The following is a 16,571-nucleotide window of genomic DNA, read 5'->3' on the forward strand; positions in this document are numbered from 1 at the left end:
GATTTCCTTGATCTGCGATCGCGGCGGAGAATAACGGTAATTGAAACTCACCCTGACCTTGCGCCCCGTGCGCTTGACGCCGTCAATGATGCGCCGGCATTTTTTTTCATCTATGGTCATAGGCTTCAGGGAATCGGGGACGCGTCTCAACATATAACAAATAAGGAGTTGACAAGAAGAGGTGGGGTATGGTGAGATGAGGACATGAGCCGACAAGCACGAGTTAAGATAGAGCAGGGCTGGGCGCATGTGATGAGCCGTGGACTGGAGCGGTTGGAAATCTATCAAGAGGATCGGGATCGGGAGCACATGCTGGAGCTGGTCGAGACGATGAGAGAACGTTACGGGTTGATAGTCCACAGCTATGTGCTGATGCCGAACCATTATCATCTGTTAATTGAGATATTGAACGGCAATCTTAGCGTAGCCGTGCATTGGCTGAACGTGGCGTACAGTGTGTGGTACAACCGGAAATACCGGCGGGTGGGCCCGTTGTTTCAAGGACGTTTTCGGTCTGAGGTGGTGGAGCCGGGGTGGACATTGGCGGTGCTGGATTATATACATTTAAACCCGGTCAGGATTAAGGAGTTGGGATTGGGGAAAAAGACGCGAAAGGCTGAGCGGTCCGGAATATTGAAGCGGCCGGAACCGGAGCAGGTGGCGACTTGGTTGGGGATACTGCGTGAATATCGGTGGAGTTCTTATCACGCGTATGCGGGATATGGGACAAAGGCGGGATGGCTTGAGACGGGGAGATTGTTGGCAAGGGCGGGGAAGGGCGCTAAGGATACACGCGGTGCTTATCGTGAAAGAATCGAGGGATATATCCGGCAGGGGGTAATGGAGCCGGGATGGAGTCGTACAAAAGGATTACTGGCGATCGGTTCGGCGGCATTTTTGGAGGGAGTCAAACGGCGTGCAGGACAGATGGGGCGTGAGATGGCTGGGAAACGGGCCTATCGGGAACGAGTGGAATTTGATGTTGTGATCCGGAAAGTAGAGTGCGAAAAGGGAGAGAAGTTTAAAAACTTTTGTGATCGGCATGGCGACTGGGGGCGCGATCTGATATTATGGTTGGCGCGGCAGACGACCGGTATGACATTAAACGAGTTAGGCAAGCGGATGGGTGGGATGGACTATGCGGCAGTCGGACGGGCGATACGTCGTTTTGAAGATCGTTGCGAACGGGAAAAAGGATTGTCTCGGATACGCGAGAAGCTGAAAGGGTCGTTAGTTTCATAACCGGCAAATGTTATAAGTTGAGACGCGTCCCCGATGCCACCCATTTACGGGATTTTCTCCCTCACACATGAAAAATTCCACGTCGTCATCACCCAATACCGGTCCGTTTCTCTCTTTTACGGCCGCCTTGATTTTGTCAACATGCGACTCATGACAACGGAACGCGACGTAGAGATTTTTGTCATCGCGCATGACAAACGCCTCGGTTTGTTCCTCCGCCGCGTTGGCGGTATCGCCAAGGATCATGAATTTGCCCGACTTTCCCGCGCCGTTCCATTCCTCATCGCTGATCTTGCCATCCAATACCGGCGGCTTGGCCGCCTTCGGCACGAACATTTCAGCCGCATGCCCGCTCCAGGCCGCGAGCAAACACGCCGCCGCCAGCGCGAATATTCCGGCACGGGCTTTGCGCCCAACCAATTTTTGATTTGCGGTTTTGGATTTTGGATTATTCATGCCCAAAAAACAGTTTTTCTTCGCTGTTGCCATTTTGTTTTTCCTTTCTTCTTCTGCCTTCCGCCTTCTGCCTTCTGCCTTCTGCCAAAGGAAACTCGCCCCGCCGAGGCGAATCATCGCGCCAGCGGGGTGGCGCTCCTTATCTCGGCGCGCTCCGCGTCTCCAGCGCAGCGGGCGGTGCAATTAACCGCAAAGGCGCAGAGAACGCAGAGCAACCAATGGCCGCCAAAAGCGGCAACTGTATTTGATAGACGTAGGAGCCGCATCCCCATGCGGCGATTCCAAACACCAGATGCATCGCCGAACAGGGGTTCGGCTCCTACCCCCGATTTTGCGCTCTTTTGCGGCAAGTTTGAAATTCCTATACATTGAAATAGGAGTTCTACAAAGCGTGATAACAGCGGGGGGAGATTTTTTTTGAAAAACTTCTGGACATTTCCGCCGATTCCATATAAAAAACGCTCTTGCATTGATCAATCGGAAAAAACATTTCGGGGAGCAAGGCCGTTATGCCGAAAATGAAGACCAAAAAAGCGGTTGCGAAACGTTTCCGCAAAACAGCGTCCGGAAAGCTCAGACACAAGGGCGCCGCCTGCGGACATCTGTTCACAACCAAATCGCCTAAACGCAAGCGCCACGCGCGCCGCGGCTCAACCCTGCACCCCAGCGAGACAAAACGGCTCGTTCATCTGATTTAATCTCTCAAAGGAAAAGATATGCCCAGAGCCACCAACGCCCCTGCTTCGCGCCGGAGAAGAAAACGCCGTCTTGCCTCGGCAAAGGGATTTTCCGGCGCGCGCAGCAAGCTGTTCCGCCAGGCAACCGCGGCCGTGGACCGCGCCATGACGCTGGCCACCATCCACCGCAAACTCAAAAAACGAGATTATCGCGGTTTGTGGATCGCGCGCCTGAACGCCGCCTGCCGGCCGCACGGCATCAATTACAGCCGGTTCATGGAGGGCCTGGCAAAGGCAAAAGTTTCCCTGAACCGCAAAATGCTTTCCGAAATCGCCATTCATGATCCGAAGGGGTTTGCCGAAATCATCGGTCTCGCAAAATCCGCGCGAGGATGACCAGTTTTATCCCGGGCGCTTTCCCCTTGAAAAAAATTCCGCCGTGCCGCGCAGGAAGGGACGTCCGGATGCCGCAAAGGCGGAAAAACTTGAAACTTAAAGGATAAATCCCCGATGAAAATCCTTTTTGTTTATCCCGACCTCAATATCCGCGGCGGGGCCAGAAGCTTTCAGTTCGGAATAGGAATGATCAGCGCCGTGCTGAAAACGCGCGGGCATCAAACCCGCCTGCATTACCTCTTCGGACGATACGATCCCCGGCCGCTCCAACATGATATCGCCGCCTGGCAGCCGGATATCATCGCTTTTTCGGCCGTCTCTCCCCAGTATCATTATGTCCGGCGGCTTTTCCGCGATCTGCAGCCCTTCAAGGCTTTCACTATCCTCGGCGGACAGCACGCCACCCTGTCCCCGGAATGCCTGGGGGAAATTAAAGGCTTGGACGCCGTCTGCGTCGGCGAAGGCGAATATCCCATGCTGGAGCTGGCGGAGGCTCTTGAAAAAAACAACGACCCGTCCGGCATCCGCAACCTCTGGGTCAAAAGAAAAGACGGGGAAATAATCCGCAGCGAAACCAGGCCGTTTGTTGAGAACCTTGACGCCCTGCCTTTTCCCGACCGCGAGCTTTTTGACTATCAGCAGATCGTTGACTCCGATTTCAACACGGCGCTTTTCATGTTTTCGCGCGGGTGCCCCTATGACTGCACCTTCTGCAGCAACCATGTCCTGCGCCGGAAACAGCCCGGCCGGTACGTCCGTTTCCGCTCCGTTGAAAGCGCGCTTGAGGAAATCCGGCAGGTGGCCGGCCGTTACCGGGTAAAAATTCTTTATTTCAACGATGACTGTTTCACCGCTCAAAAATCGTTTTTTGACGAATTCTGCCGCCGTTATCCGCAGGAATTTTCGTTTCCCTTTGACATTAACGCCCGGCCGGAAACGCTGAATGACGGCGTCTGCCAACTCCTGAAAAAAGCCGGCTGCCGCCGCGTGAGCATCGGCATTGAGAACGGCAGTGAACAATTCCGGCGGGAAGTCCTCGGCCGGCGGCAGACCAACGAACAGATTACCGCGGCCTTTGCGGCCTGCCGGCTGGCCGGCTTGAAGACCAAATCGTTCAACATCGTCGGCTTCCCCTATGAAACGCCGGCCATTTTCCGGGAAACGGTGGATCTGAACCGGCGCATCCAGCCCGACAGCGTCATTATCGGAGTGTTTGAGCCGTACCCCGGCACCAAACTGGCCGAAGTGTGCCTGAAAGAAGGATTCATCAACGGCAACAATTCGGAAATGTGTTTTGTCGGGCGCCGGGACACGGTTCTCAATATGCCGCAATTTCCGCGGAAGGAAATTTTAAGCTGTTTCCGTAATTTTGCCGGCAATGTTTACCGGCAGAGCGCGCCGGGCAAGGCCCTTTTTTACAGGGTTTATTATTCCCCCCTGGGCGAAATGATAGTCAGGGCGCTGGCGCCTTTGAAAAATTTCGTGCGCCGGTACGTCATGGGAGTCTGACGGAACGGCATCAGCGCCGGACGCGCGCATTGCCCTCCCAGATGGACCAGACCTGCTCCTCGTCGGCGGGTAAGGCGTAATCGGTCATCAGGGTCGTGGCCAGGGCGCCGCTTGCCCAGCCGAACTGAACCCACTTCTCCGGCTCCCACCCTTTCAGGATGGCATAGAGCAAGCCTCCCACAAACCCGTCACCGCCGCCGATCCGATCCAGCACCGTGATTTCACGCGGTTCCACGACGTGCCATTTGTCGCCCTCGGCCATGATGGCGCCCCAGAGGTGGCGGTTGGCGCTGAGCACTTCGCGCAGGGTGGTGGCGAAAACAGACGCCTGCGGGTACGCTTTTTTTACCCTGCCGATCATTCCCTTGAAACCTTCTATCTTGGAAGCAAGCCCTTTGCCGCCCGCTTCCGGTCCTTCCACGCCGAGGCAAAGCTGGAAGTCTTCCTCGTTCCCGACCAGGATATCGGCCAAACCGGCTATTTCCGAAAAGATTTTGCGCAGTTCATCCTCCCGGCTTTTCCAGAAAGAGGCGCGGTAATTAAGATCAAACGAAATGCGGGCGTTGTGTTTTTTGGCGGCCCGGGCAATTTCAAGGCAAAAAACGCTTGTCTCGGGAGAGAGCGCGCCGATCAGGCCGGAGAGATGGACGATCTGGACGCCTTCCCCGTCGAAAATCCGCTCCAGGTCAAAATCATTCACGTTCAGGGTGCGGCCGACCTCTCCGGCGCGGTCGTTGTGCACGCGCGGTCCGCGCGAGCCATAGCCGCTGTCGGCGATGTTAAACTGGTGGCGATAACCCCACGGGCCGCCCTGTTTGACTTCTTTGCCTTCGCAGGCCATGTGCCGGCCGGCGAGATTATCCTTGATCAGCCTGGCGATCGGACTGTCCTTGACAAAGGTTGTCAGAACCTTGACGGGCAGGCCCAGGGAGGCGGAGACGCTGGCCACGTTGGTTTCGGCGCTGGTGGCCTGCATAAAAAACGTCTCGCTGTTGTGCACGGGCTGGCCGCGCAGAGGCGTAATGCGGACACCCATGCTGGTGGGAACGAGCAAGGCATAAGCGCAATTTTTCCTGAGTTCTATTTTCATTTTTTTCTCCTGATGCTCTGAAACGCAATTTTCTTTTCGCGCGGTTGTCTGCGTAGATTATAACGATAAAATAATTCGTCAAGCCCGATCGCGCCGCAATCTTTCCGGCGCGCGGCGGCCGGTTTGCGCCGCAACATGATTAACCCCCAACGACTTGCTTGTTTTTATTTTTCTTTTATGGCAAAGTCTTTGCCGTCTCAAACAGTTTCTGTTCCGCGGTCTCGGCGGCAAAAATGAATTATTTCTTGCCATCCGCCGGTCAAGGGGCGGAAGACGCGCAAACAACAATGATTGCAGGCCGTCATAATATGACGGCGCAAGACCGTCCGCGCTGCGCGGGCCAGCAAAAAAATGCCGGAAATATCGTCATTAACCGTTTCAGCCGTTGTAACCGGGTCGGTTTTGCTTGTTTTTTTCCTGGCGTGGCTGTGTTTCCCGCAGGCAACCAACGGCCGGCTGGCGGCGTTTCCCAGAAACCGCCTGCCGGGAATAGCATTGACCGCCGTTGATATTACCCTCATCGCGTATCTCCTGCTCTCGGAAGGTTTTTCATGGATTGAAGCTTATCGCCCGCTCGTGTTCGTTGCGGCGCCGGCGGCATTCGCAATCGTGGTCATTTTCATGGACGAACTGCTTTCCGTCAGGGCGCTGGGGGGGCTTTTTCTCTTAATCCCGTTCTGGATTCTCAAGACGGCCTTTATGCATCCCTCTTCCGCCCGGCTCCTGATGACTTCCTTCGCCTACCTGGTGGCGGCGGCGGGCATGGCGCTGATCTGGAGCCCTTACCTGTTCGGCCGGATCGTAAAACGCGCCAGAGCCGGCGGACCGGCCGGATACATTATCGGATTTTCAGGCGCCGCCCTGGGAACGGCGATGATTATCCTGGGGTTTTTTGCCTATTGATTTTCCCATGGCTCAAGACGGAAAAATATCGCGGATACTGATATTGGGGGGCGCGCGCAGCGGCAAAAGCAGTTACGCCCTGAAACTTGCCGAACAAAACTGGCGCCGGCCGCTCTATATCGCCACCGCCGAGGCCTTTGATGATGAAATGGCCGCGCGGATCGCGGCGCATAAAAAAAGCCGCTCCCGGCGCTGGGCCTGCGCGGAAGAGCCGTTGGAAATAGCCCGTCTGATCAGGCAGACGCCCCGCCTTTGCCCGGCGCGCGACGTGCTCCTCGTTGATTGCTTCACGCTCTGGCTTAACAACGTGATTTTCAGAGAGGGATTGGAATCTTTTGCCGGGCGGAAAAAGGAATTGCTGAAAGCGTTGAAAACCGCTAAAAAGAGCTTGATCATGGTCAGCAACGAAGTCGGTTTGGGAATCGTGCCGGACAACGCGGCCGGCCGGCAATTCCGCGACCTGGCCGGACGTTTGAACCAGGACCTGGCGGCCGCCGCCGATACGGTCGTGCTGATGACGGCCGGATTGCCGCTGATTCTCAAGGGGCATAAAGACAAATATGCAGAATAATCAGTCATTATTTGAAGAAACCATCCGTAACATCAAGCCATTGCGGGGGGATTTGATCGCCCGCGCTTACGAGCGGCTTGATAATCTCGCCAAACCAAAACGCAGTCTGGGTTTCCTGGAGGAAATCGCCGCGCGGCTTGCGGTTATAATCGGCGGCGAAAAACCTGCTATGGGCAAACGCCGCGTCTGCATTTTCGTCGGCGACCACGGCGTGGTCCGCGAAAGCGTCAGCGCTTATCCCCAGGAGGTAACGCTGGCCATGGTGCACAATTTCATTGCCGGAAAAGCGGCCATTAACGTGCTCGGCCGCCGCGCCGGCGCGGAAGTTGAGGTGATTGACGTTGGCATGGCATGCGACCCCGGACAATTGCCCGGCCTCGTCCGGCAAAATGTCCGCCGCGGAGCGGGCAATATCGCCAGGGGCCCGGCCATGGCAGTTCATGAGGCCTTGCAGGCCATAACCGTCGGCATAAACCGGGCCGAAATTGCGTTTGAACAGGATGTTGCCGTGCTGGCGACCGGTGAAATGGGCATTGGCAATACCACGCCCGCCACGGCGCTCTTTGCGGCCTATCTCAACCTGCCGGCGGATAAACTGGTCGGACCGGGCACCGGCTTGGATGAAGCGGGCGTGCGGAAGAAGGCGGAGATCGTCGCGGCCGCTTTGGCTGTTAATCGGGAGCGGTGCGGCAGCGCGCTGGAAACTTTGGCCGCGCTCGGCGGCCTTGAAATCGCGGGAATCTGCGGCCTGTGCCTCGGCGCGGCGGCCCGTTCCCGGCCGGTTGCGGTGGACGGATTTATTTCCGGCGCCGGCGCGCTCGCGGCGATCAGGATTTGCCCGGCCGTCAGGGATTATCTCTTTTTTGCCCATCTCAGCGCGGAATCAGGGCACCGCCTTTTTTTTGAAAAGGAAAAATTGCGGCCGCTTATCAGCCTTGACATGCGGCTGGGCGAAGGGACCGGCGCGGCGATTGCCATGCAAATCATGGAAGACGCCCTCGCGGTCTACAACGAAATGGCGACTTTTGCCGAAGCCGGCATCGCGCCGGGCGCGTAAAAATTTTTATTTTTAGACGTAGGAGCCGCATCCCCATGCGGCGATTCCAAACACCAGATGCATCGCCGAACAGGGGTTCGGCTCCTACCCACGATTTTGCGCTCTTTTGCGGCAAGTTTGAAATTCCTATGCATGGATTTAGTTGCAACTTAAACTTGCGGAACGGCGAAGAAAAACAAGAAAACATCTTTCTTTTATTTGGGTTGCGGGCATACCCGCTTTGGATATGATAAAAAACTTTATCACCGCAATCCGGACTCTGACCATTCTGCCGGTTCCGGGACCGGAAACGGAACGGCCGGCCGATGCGCTTTATTTTTTCCCCCTGGTCGGCGCGCTGCTCGGCGGGGCGGTCGCGGCGGCCGCCTGGCTGCTGGGCGGCCAGCTCAACTGGCCGGCCGGCGCGGCGGTGGCCGGCGTGGCCGGCCTGGTGTGGCTGACGCGCGCGTTGCATCTGGACGGTCTGAGCGATACGATTGACGCTTGTTTCGCCGCTCCGGAACGGGAACGGCGGCTGGCAATCATGAAAGATCCGCACATCGGCGCTTTCGGCGCGGCGGCAATCGTCCTGGCGCTTCTTATTAAGGCGGCCGCTTTGGAAAGACTGTGCGCGGTTGGTTGCTGGCGCTGGATCGTCCTGCCGGTGATTCTTTCCAGGACCGCGATGGTTTTTATAGCCGTATACCTGCCGTACGCCCGCGCGGAAGGCGGCAAGGCCGCGGCTTTTTTCAACGGGGCCAAACGAAAGCATTTCCTGGCTGCCGCCGTAACGGCCGTTTTATTCTGCTTGCTGTGCGCGGGAAGCGCCGGCTTGCCGGCCGCCGCCGGCGCGCTTATCGCCGGGCTGCTGATCATGCGCTGGATGAAACGCGCCTTCGGCGGCGCCACCGGAGACTTGCTGGGTTTCACGGGCGAAATGACGGAATTGCTCCTCTATTTCCTGCTGGCGGCGTTTTCCACGCTCAATTAAAAATGAGACGAAAAATTATCCGGACAATTTTTTTTATCGGCGGCGTTTGCCTGCTGGCGGCGGGCTGCCGTCCTGGCGCGCCCCCGGAACAATCCGGGGAAAATATCCCCCCCGGCCGCGCGGTCGCCTGGAATAATCTTGAAAAACATCTCGCCCGCCGTTCGGCGCCGGCGCCAACCGGAGAAATAAAAAGCCGGCTGATCAACTATCTGGCCGGCGCTTCCGTGCGGGGCCGCTACGGCGTTTATTTTGAAAACCTGAATTCCGGCGCCCGGTTTGGAATCAACGAGAATGAACCCTGTAACCAGTGGAGCCTTCTCAAGGTGGCGGTGGCGGCAACCGTCCTGAAAAAAATTGAACGCCGGGAATTGAGTCTGGCCGATAAAGTTAAATTGAGCGCGGCGGACCTGGATACGGCCACTCTTTTCCCGGAATTAAACCGCGCCGGGGATGATTTGACCGTGCGCGAACTTCTGGAACGGCTGATCAGGCATTCCGATAATGCCTCCTCCGCCGCGCTCGGCCGCCTTTTCAAGGCCGATGAATTCCAGGAAACGCTCCTGGCCATGGGCGCCCGGCCGGCGCCGCCCGGCCAGCCCGCCAATTTTCTGCCGCCGGCCTCTCCCAGGGAATACGCCAATATTCTGCGCGACCTTTATCTTGCCGGCTATCTCTCCCGGCCGTCATCGCAATTAATCCTGGCTCTGATGGCCGACACTTGTTACGACAGCCAGATTCGCGCGGGATTGCCGGGCAAAGTCAAGGTGGCCAACAAGGTAGGCTTTAACGCCGGCTGCGGCGAATTCCATGATTGCGGCATTGTCTGCCTTCCTGGCGCGCCCTACCTGCTCTGCATCATGAGCAGAAACAGCACGAGGGAGGAAGCGGAGCGCGTGATGAAAGAGCTTTCGCGGCAGATCTACGAGTTTGCGCGCGAAACAGCGCAGCATTACTGAACCCTTGCGGGATTGACGGCCCTATTTTTTCCCCGCCGGCCGGCGGCGTTGTTTGACGATTTCCTCGGCCAGCGCAAACGGCACGGCCTCGTAGCGCTCAAAATGCATGGTATAAAATGCGCGGCCCTGGCTGACGGTGCGGATGACGTTCGCATAACCGAACATCTCGCTCAATGGCGCCATCCCGGTAATGACGCGGTTGGTCCCCTGCATTTCCATGGAGTCAATGCGGCCGCGCCGCTGGCAGACGCTGCCTGTAATCGGCCCGACAAACTCCTCCGGCGTGGTTACTTCAAGCGACATGACCGGTTCAATTAATTCTGGCTGGCATTTCAGAAACACCTCGTTAAAACAGGCGCGGCCCGCCTCCTGGAAAGCGTGGTCGTTGGAATCAACCTCGTGAAACGAGCCGTCAAACAGCGTGACGCGCATATCCACCACCGGGAATTTTGCGAACGGCCCCTTCTGCATGGCCTTGATGACGCCCTTTTCAACGGCCGGAATATACTCCGCCGGAATATGGCCGCTGCGGATTTCGTTTACAAACTCAAATCCGACGCCGGTATCCAGCGGCTCCAGACGCAGGCAGACGTGGGCGTACTGTCCACGCCCGCCGCTCTGTTTGACGTGTTTGTAATATCCCTCGGAGACCACGGTCCCGGTTTCGCGGAAAGCCACCTCCGGTTTCCCGACCGTTGCCGCGACCCCGAATTCGCGCCGCAGCCTTTCAACCAGGATCTCAAGATGCAGTTCGCCCATGCCGGATATGACCGTTTCCTTTGTCTCCTGGTCAAGCTTCACCAGGAAAGTCGGGTCTTCCTCCGCCAGGCGATAGAGCGCCCCGGAGAGTTTTTCGCTCTCCAGGCGGCTCTCGGTGCGGATGCTGACCGACATGACCGGCGCCGGAAATTCAATGGCCTCAAGGATGATCGGGTCGTTTTCGTCGCAGAGAGTGTCGCCGGTGCGCGCCTCGCCGATACCCACCGCGGCGACAATGTCCCCGGCAAAGGCGTATTCAATGCCTTCCTGCCGGTTTGCGTGAATGCGCAGCAACCGCCCGACGCGCTGTTTGATATCCTGGGTGCTGTTCAGGACGGTCGCGCCGGACTTGATCGTCCCGGAATAAATCCTGATATAAGTCAGCTTGCCGGCGTGCTTGTCGGAGACGATTTTAAAAACGACGGCGGAAAATTTTTCGTCGTCCTGGGGCAGACGCTTGCAAACGGTCTGCTTTGAGGCGTCGCGGAAGCCTTCCACCGGCGGATCATCAACAGGCGAGGGCAGGAAACGAACTATGCCGTCCAACAGGCGCTGGATACCCTTGTTTTTAAAAGCGGACCCGCAATAGACCGGCACCACGCGGCGGGCGATTGTGGCCTTGCGGATGATTGAGAGAATCTCGGCTTCGGATAAATCCTGGCCGGCGAGGAATTTTTCCAGGAGAACATCGCACTGCTCGGCGCATTTTTCCACCAGGTTTGCGCGCCATTTGCGCGCCTTGGCCAGTTTGTCGGAAGGAATATCGGTTTCATGAAAAGTCCGGCCCAGGTCTTCATCAGCGTAATAAACCGCCTTCATTGCGATGAGATCAATGACTCCCTCAAAATGCTCCTCCTTGCCGATCGGCACCACCACCGGCACGGCGTTGGCGCCGAGCTCCTCCTGGATTTTTTTGAGGACCTTGAAAAAATCGGCGCCGGTCCGGTCCATTTTGTTCACGAAGGCGATTTTGGGAACGCCGTATTTCTCGCTCTGTTTCCAGACCTGTTCGGACTGCGGCTGGACGCCGCCGACCGCGCAAAAAAGAGCCACGGCGCCGTCCAGCACGCGCAGGCTGCGCTCAACCTCGGCGGTGAAATCAACGTGGCCGGGAGTGTCAATGAGGGTTATATCATGTCCCTTCCAGGGCAGGGTGGTGGCCGCCGAGGCGATGGTGATGCCGCGCTCGCGTTCCTGGTCCATCCAGTCCATGGTGGCCATGCCTTCGTGCACCTCGCCGACCTTGTGCGTTTTGCCGCAGTAAAAGAGGAGCCGCTCGCTGACCGTCGTTTTGCCGGCGTCAATGTGCGCCATAATGCCGACGTTGCGCACGCGCGTGATTTCAATGTGGCGTTTCATTTTCCCTTCTTTCTTTTCAAAAGCGGATGAATATGACAATAACCGCCCCTCCCCGCAAGATTTTTTTCATATTTTTTTTGCCGGCCCGGCCAACAAACCGGATTGACGGGCGGGGATGATATCATGTAATGTCTGCAATTTGAGGTTTGTAAACAAATAATCTTTACGGAGTTTGACATGGGTGGATTCACGTTTCGCGAAATGCTCTTGAACAGCTGGCCGATTATCAGCGTGCTGGCAATCATGTCCGTCATTTCCCTGACGATCATTTTGGACCGTTTTTCCGTTTTACGCCGGGCGAGACTGAACGCGGCGGCCCTGGCCGCCAATCTTCTGAAAATAACCAGGTCGCACGGCCTGCCGGCGGCGCTGGAATATTGCCGCCGTTTTTCACAGCCCGCAGCCAACGTCATGGCGGCGGTCATCATGCGCGGCGGCGGCCGGGAGGCGATGGAACGCGCCGGCCAGCACGCCCTGCAGGCGGAAATAAACCGGCTGGAAACTTATGTGCCGATTCTGGGCACAGTCGGCAGCACCGCCCCGTTTATCGGACTGCTCGGCACGGTGCTGGGCATCATCAAGTCTTTCCAGGATATCGCCATTCACTCCGGCGGCGGCCCGGAAGTCGTATCGGCCGGAATAGCGGAAGCGCTGATCGCCACTGCCTTCGGCCTGCTGGTGGCCATCCCGGCAGTCATGTTTTACAATTACTGCGTGCACAAGATTCAGCGGATGACGCAGGAAATTGACCTGGCCGCGTACGAAATTATTGAGGAACTGCAAAGGACGGGTAATACGCCGTGACCATCGCCCCCAAGAACGGAAAATACCGCATCATGGCGGATATCAATATGATCCCCCTGATTGATGTGGCCCTCGTGCTCCTGATCATCTTCATGGTCATGACTCCTTTCCTGATTAAATCCCAGATAAGAATCAACCTGCCGAAGGCCGGATTAAAGGAAACGGCGCCGCGCCCCGAGGAAATTCTCCAGATCCAGCTTGACGCCGGCGGAACGATTTACGTGGACGGGCAGGCCGTCTCCGAAGAAGCGCTGGAAAGCCGCCTGCGCGCGCGCCTGCCCGACCCGCAGAATCAACCGGTCATGATTGAAGCCGACCGGGACGTTAAATTCCAGCATGTGGTAACCGTGATGGACGCCGTAAAAAAAACCGGCGTCTCCAAGCTGGGCATAAACGTCAAACATGACCTGCCGGCCGCTCACGGACAGGAAAAGAAAAAATGAGTTCTGATGAACGGGGAATTGAAAAAAAAGGGCGTCATCAGTATTGCGGTTCATCTGGCGCTGCTGATTTTCCTCGTTATCCGTTCCTTTATCTCATGCCACCGGCTTGACGCCCGCAATATTTCCCCTTTTATTGATCTGCAGGTGGGCGCTGTCTCCTCCCCGGCCGGAGGCGGGGGAGCGCCGACGGTGGCCGCGGCGGCAAACGTCCGGGATGACGACGCTTTTCCCGAGCCGGCCCGGAAAAAAAAGGGACAGGTGGAGGTAAGCCGGAAGCTCGTCAGACGTCCGGTAAAAACCGCTCCGGCGAAAAAAATGTCTGAAAACGAACTGAAAAGAGCATTAAGCGCCGGCATTGACTCCGCCGTAACGTCCCCGGCCGGAGCCGGCCCCGGAACGGGAACCGGCGCCGGCGGGATTCAACATCCTTATGCCTGGTATTACAAACAGGTTTATAACATCATGTATGCGGCCTGGCAGCAGCCCAGTTCGCTCATCGGAGTGAAAGGCCTCGTAACCAGGGCGGAAATCCGCATCCAGCGCGGCGGCCGGGTCGCCGCCAAAAGAATCGTGCGGCCCTCCGGCAACCGGCAGATGGATGAATCGGTCATGCAGGCGCTGGAATCCGTCAATGTCATGCCGGAACTTCCGGCTGGCTTCGGCGGCGCGCACGAGGATATTTTCATTGATTTTGAGTTGGCGGATACGCCCGTTCAGGCCGGCGAGTGAAAACCCCTGCGGCTTGCCGCAGGGGTTTTCGCTCCATCTGGCTCATGGAATTCCTGCCGTAGGAGGGGAGAAACGCGCTTTCAAACGGAGCGGGCGGCCTGGTCTTCCGCCAGAAGCAAAGGCCGGGCGGTGGCGCTGATCCGGCCTTCCAGCCTGGCCAGCATTTTAGCCTCAAGCGCATCCCGCAACTGAATGCGTTCCGTTGCGGGCAGGGAAGAAATGTCCATAAAACCGGCCGCCGCCTGTTCGTGCCCGCCCGCCGATCCGTTTTTTTTGCCAATCACGGAGCGCAGCAGACGGCCGCAATGCAGGCCGGCCGTCTTGCTGCGGACGGAAACGACCAGGCGGTCGTCGGTAAAGCCGGTGCAGAAGGCCCGCGTAATCCGTTCCATGCGCAATAACAGGTCGGCTATTTCAGCGACAATTTCCGGCTGTTTCACGCTCGCCAGATGGGTCCAGGCCGCTCGCCCGTAAGTCTGCGCGTTGGACACGGCCTCGGCGAGGTAGCCGTAATAAGTGCGCGAAAGGGGCGCGTTTTTAATCTGTCCCAGAGTTCTTACGCTGCATTGGTTGAGAAGGGCGGTGTAGGCCGTGATATCCCGTTCCGAAACGTGGCGGATAAAATCAAAAGTTTCGGTGGTGATGGCGTAAGCCATGATGGCGGCCAGCCACTTGGGGATGGGAATATTTGCCGCCCGCAGACATTCCCAGAAACGGGTGCTCGTTGCGCCAAAGGCCGGCTTGATGTCAATGAACATGCCGGCCGGCGCCGTATATTTGCCGTGATGGTGGTGGTCAAACACGGCAATCGGATTAATGCCCGCGGGCATGGTTACGTTGCCGTGCCAGGGAGTTGTGTCAACAAATATTGCCGGGCATTTCTTTTTGCCGGGATGCCACTGCTGCAGGGGTATAAATCTGTACTTGCAATGCCGGACAACCTCCCGGTTTTCAGCGCGCGAAACAATGCCGCTGAAAATAATCTGGCCGTGAAGATGATAATGTTTCGCCAGAAGCAGCTGCAGGGCGGCCGCCGAAGCGAGGGCGTCCGGGTCGGGATAATCATGCGGGATGATCAATACCCGGCCCTTGGAGGGCAGAACCCCGGCCAGCGCCTTCAGCGTCTGTTCAATTTCAGTATTGACCGTTTCATCCATAAGCAATCGTTTCAATGTGTTTCGTCCGCCGGCGGCGGAAACCGTATCTATTTAGCAATCCGCAGAAAAGAATCGACAGGATTACAGGATACTTTTTTATCCTGTCAACTCTTCTGCAGATGGCTTAATGGTTACCGGAAATCCATTCAACATCCGGGCAAACAGGCTGAATCTTGAAGATGACCGGACACGGCGGTTCCGAAGACCGGCCGGCTAAGCGCCAGACCCGGACGCTCCCATATCAGAAATTATTTAAGCAGGAGGCCGATAATGACTCCCATCAGAGTAAATCCGAGGAAAGCCACTGATTTGTAGACCGAAAACGAGGTAACGATAAGATCTATGCTGACGCGGGGGGTTAAACCGCTGAATAGCAGTACGACCACGGTTAATGCGAAAAGAACCAGAGCAAATATCATTTTTTTATTCATGTTAGAGCCTCCCGAACCACCCGAACTTTTTTTCTTACTGCCTTCGCCCATGGCCGCCTCGCTTCATCGTTTCCGCCAGCGCCCGCTCATAACAGTCATAAGTCCGGCGGTCAAAACAGACAATAACGACCTTTTGCAAATCCGCGTTAAGGCGCAAAGCGCTCAAAATCTCGGCCAGAGCAATGCGCGCCGCGCGCTCAACCGGAAACCGGTAGGCTCCGGCGCTTATTGACGGAAAGGACATTGTGCTTATCCGCCGGCGGATTGCAAGCGAAAAACAGTTCCGGTAACAACTTGCCGGCAAATCGTCTTCTCATCGCCGATGGAATGATCCGTTTTCATGCCCGAATATTGCACGATTTTCGCGCATTATTCGCTTTGGGGATAATCTCCGCGAAAACTTCCCAGCCCGTCGTGCGCGCATCCAACAGGCCTTCAATCAAGGTGGTCTTGCCGGTTTGTCTCGGGCCGAAGAGGAAAAAAGAATGCCGGCCAACCGGCGGTGATAACAGACGCTTGAATACCGGCGCTTCCATGAGTCCTCCATATAAACCATGCAAGTAAATATTACACGGTATATATTACTCAGCTCTTAATCCAATAAGCCATTTTTGCGCAAAATTATTCTTACTGCAAGGGCTTCGTCCGGAATTCGCCGGACTCAGTCCTGCGTAAAGACAAAGAAACAAAATAAAGTGCGCGTGGTAAAAAAACGGCGGGTGGAATCCGGATTCCTTTATCATTAATATTTAGAATTTATTGACCATAAATTTGAGACTTTGGCAAGAGAGAAGGAATACTCCTATTTATTATTGCTCTGTCTCTGTCATCCCCGTTTTATTCCGACCGCCATTGACATTTACCGGCGTTTCCTCTGGTATGAGTTGATTGACACGTCAAGCCATGGTTTAAAATTGCCGGCGTTTCCTCTGGTGTCAGGGCCGCGTCAAGAAAGCCGGAGAGTGATAAAAGGCGAGAGGAGTGCGGTTTAGAGGGCAACAGAAGCAAGATTTGGAAGGCTTTGCCCGCTACGGGCAGGCCCGGAAGGCGGGACAAGACCAT

18 protein-coding genes and 1 pseudogene are annotated in these 16,571 nt (G+C 56.5%); 12 read left to right on the forward strand and 7 right to left on the reverse strand.

All coding sequences use genetic code 11. The annotated features are described in order from the left end of the window. A pseudogene (locus PHP98_09410) lies at positions 1-132 on the reverse strand (gfo/Idh/MocA family oxidoreductase). A gap of 72 nt (positions 133-204) precedes the next feature. Between PHP98_09410 and PHP98_09415 the strand changes: the two are divergent. After that, the gene (locus PHP98_09415) at positions 205-1,242 is read left to right on the forward strand and encodes a transposase (protein MDD5483851.1); all 1,038 of its coding nucleotides are present in this window, start codon (positions 205-207) and stop codon (positions 1,240-1,242) included. On the opposite strand, the gene PHP98_09420 is transcribed toward PHP98_09415, so the two are convergent. Continuing rightward, positions 1,237-1,731, reverse strand: a complete 495-nt coding sequence (locus PHP98_09420; protein MDD5483852.1) for a sugar-binding protein — start codon at positions 1,729-1,731, stop codon at positions 1,237-1,239. The genes PHP98_09415 and PHP98_09420 overlap by 6 nt on opposite strands. A 476-nt stretch (positions 1,732-2,207) precedes the next feature. On the opposite strand from PHP98_09420, the gene rpmI reads away from it, so the two are divergent. From rpmI to PHP98_09435, 3 genes are all read left to right on the forward strand, one after another. Beyond that, the gene (rpmI, locus tag PHP98_09425) at positions 2,208-2,396 is read left to right on the forward strand and encodes a 50S ribosomal protein L35 (GenBank protein ID MDD5483853.1); all 189 of its coding nucleotides are present in this window, start codon (positions 2,208-2,210) and stop codon (positions 2,394-2,396) included. Between the two features lie 18 nt (positions 2,397-2,414). Then, a complete protein-coding gene (rplT, locus tag PHP98_09430) occupies positions 2,415-2,771 on the forward strand; it encodes a 50S ribosomal protein L20 (protein MDD5483854.1) in 357 nt (118 codons plus the stop codon). A gap of 114 nt (positions 2,772-2,885) precedes the next feature. Continuing rightward, positions 2,886-4,280, forward strand: coding sequence for a radical SAM protein (locus tag PHP98_09435; protein ID MDD5483855.1), 1,395 nt, complete (start codon positions 2,886-2,888; stop codon positions 4,278-4,280). 10 nt (positions 4,281-4,290) lie between these two features. Here the strand turns inward: PHP98_09435 and PHP98_09440 are convergent, their stop codons facing one another. Then, entirely contained in the window at positions 4,291-5,370 is a 1,080-nt protein-coding gene (locus tag PHP98_09440; protein ID MDD5483856.1) for a sugar kinase, read from the reverse strand. 351 nt (positions 5,371-5,721) lie between these two features. Here PHP98_09440 and PHP98_09445 point away from each other — a divergent pair, with 351 nt between their 5' ends. From PHP98_09445 to PHP98_09465, 5 genes are all read left to right on the forward strand, one after another. Further along, positions 5,722-6,273, forward strand: coding sequence for a hypothetical protein (locus PHP98_09445; GenBank protein MDD5483857.1), 552 nt, complete (start codon positions 5,722-5,724; stop codon positions 6,271-6,273). A gap of 7 nt (positions 6,274-6,280) precedes the next feature. Next, positions 6,281-6,844: a bifunctional adenosylcobinamide kinase/adenosylcobinamide-phosphate guanylyltransferase gene (gene cobU / locus PHP98_09450; protein MDD5483858.1), complete on the forward strand. Its 564-nt coding sequence runs from the start codon at positions 6,281-6,283 to the stop codon at positions 6,842-6,844. Then, positions 6,834-7,901 carry a nicotinate-nucleotide--dimethylbenzimidazole phosphoribosyltransferase gene (cobT, locus tag PHP98_09455; GenBank protein ID MDD5483859.1) on the forward strand — a complete coding sequence of 356 codons (1,068 nt, stop codon included), beginning with the start codon at positions 6,834-6,836 and terminating at the stop codon, positions 7,899-7,901. The genes cobU and cobT overlap by 11 nt, the downstream gene beginning before the upstream one ends. Before the next feature lie 226 nt (positions 7,902-8,127). Then, positions 8,128-8,871 carry an adenosylcobinamide-GDP ribazoletransferase gene (gene cobS, locus PHP98_09460; GenBank protein ID MDD5483860.1) on the forward strand — a complete coding sequence of 248 codons (744 nt, stop codon included), beginning with the start codon at positions 8,128-8,130 and terminating at the stop codon, positions 8,869-8,871. 2 nt (positions 8,872-8,873) lie between these two features. Next, entirely contained in the window at positions 8,874-9,827 is a 954-nt protein-coding gene (locus tag PHP98_09465; protein ID MDD5483861.1) for a class A beta-lactamase-related serine hydrolase, read from the forward strand. A 21-nt stretch (positions 9,828-9,848) separates the two neighbouring features. Here PHP98_09465 and fusA read toward each other — a convergent pair whose 3' ends face one another. Then, positions 9,849-11,945, reverse strand: a complete 2,097-nt coding sequence (gene fusA / locus PHP98_09470; protein ID MDD5483862.1) for an elongation factor G — start codon at positions 11,943-11,945, stop codon at positions 9,849-9,851. Positions 11,946-12,122: 177 nt separating this feature from the next. Between fusA and PHP98_09475 the strand changes: the two genes are divergently transcribed. From PHP98_09475 to PHP98_09485, 3 genes are read left to right on the forward strand one after another with little or no spacing between them, the layout of a single operon-like run. Continuing rightward, positions 12,123-12,749: a MotA/TolQ/ExbB proton channel family protein gene (locus PHP98_09475; GenBank protein ID MDD5483863.1), complete on the forward strand. Its 627-nt coding sequence runs from the start codon at positions 12,123-12,125 to the stop codon at positions 12,747-12,749. Between the two features lie 32 nt (positions 12,750-12,781). Continuing rightward, a complete protein-coding gene (locus PHP98_09480) occupies positions 12,782-13,192 on the forward strand; it encodes a biopolymer transporter ExbD (GenBank protein MDD5483864.1) in 411 nt (136 codons plus the stop codon). Positions 13,193-13,198: 6 nt separating this feature from the next. Next, the gene (locus PHP98_09485) at positions 13,199-13,921 is read left to right on the forward strand and encodes a TonB family protein (protein MDD5483865.1); all 723 of its coding nucleotides are present in this window, start codon (positions 13,199-13,201) and stop codon (positions 13,919-13,921) included. 80 nt (positions 13,922-14,001) lie between these two features. Here the strand turns inward: PHP98_09485 and PHP98_09490 are convergent, their stop codons facing one another. The 3 genes from PHP98_09490 to PHP98_09500 all read right to left on the reverse strand — a co-directional run bounded on the left by PHP98_09490 (position 14,002) and on the right by PHP98_09500 (position 15,813). Beyond that, positions 14,002-15,093 (reverse strand): DHHA1 domain-containing protein, encoded by a 1,092-nt coding sequence (locus PHP98_09490; protein MDD5483866.1) that lies wholly within the window; start codon positions 15,091-15,093, stop codon positions 14,002-14,004. Positions 15,094-15,326: 233 nt separating this feature from the next. Beyond that, entirely contained in the window at positions 15,327-15,497 is a 171-nt protein-coding gene (locus tag PHP98_09495) for a hypothetical protein (protein ID MDD5483867.1), read from the reverse strand. A gap of 46 nt (positions 15,498-15,543) precedes the next feature. Continuing rightward, a complete protein-coding gene (locus tag PHP98_09500; GenBank protein MDD5483868.1) occupies positions 15,544-15,813 on the reverse strand; it encodes a macro domain-containing protein in 270 nt (89 codons plus the stop codon). Positions 15,814-16,571 lie beyond the last annotated feature (758 nt).

The organism is Kiritimatiellia bacterium (assembly GCA_028715905.1).
Taxonomy (GTDB): domain Bacteria; phylum Verrucomicrobiota; class Kiritimatiellia; order JAAZAB01; family JAAZAB01; genus JAQUQV01.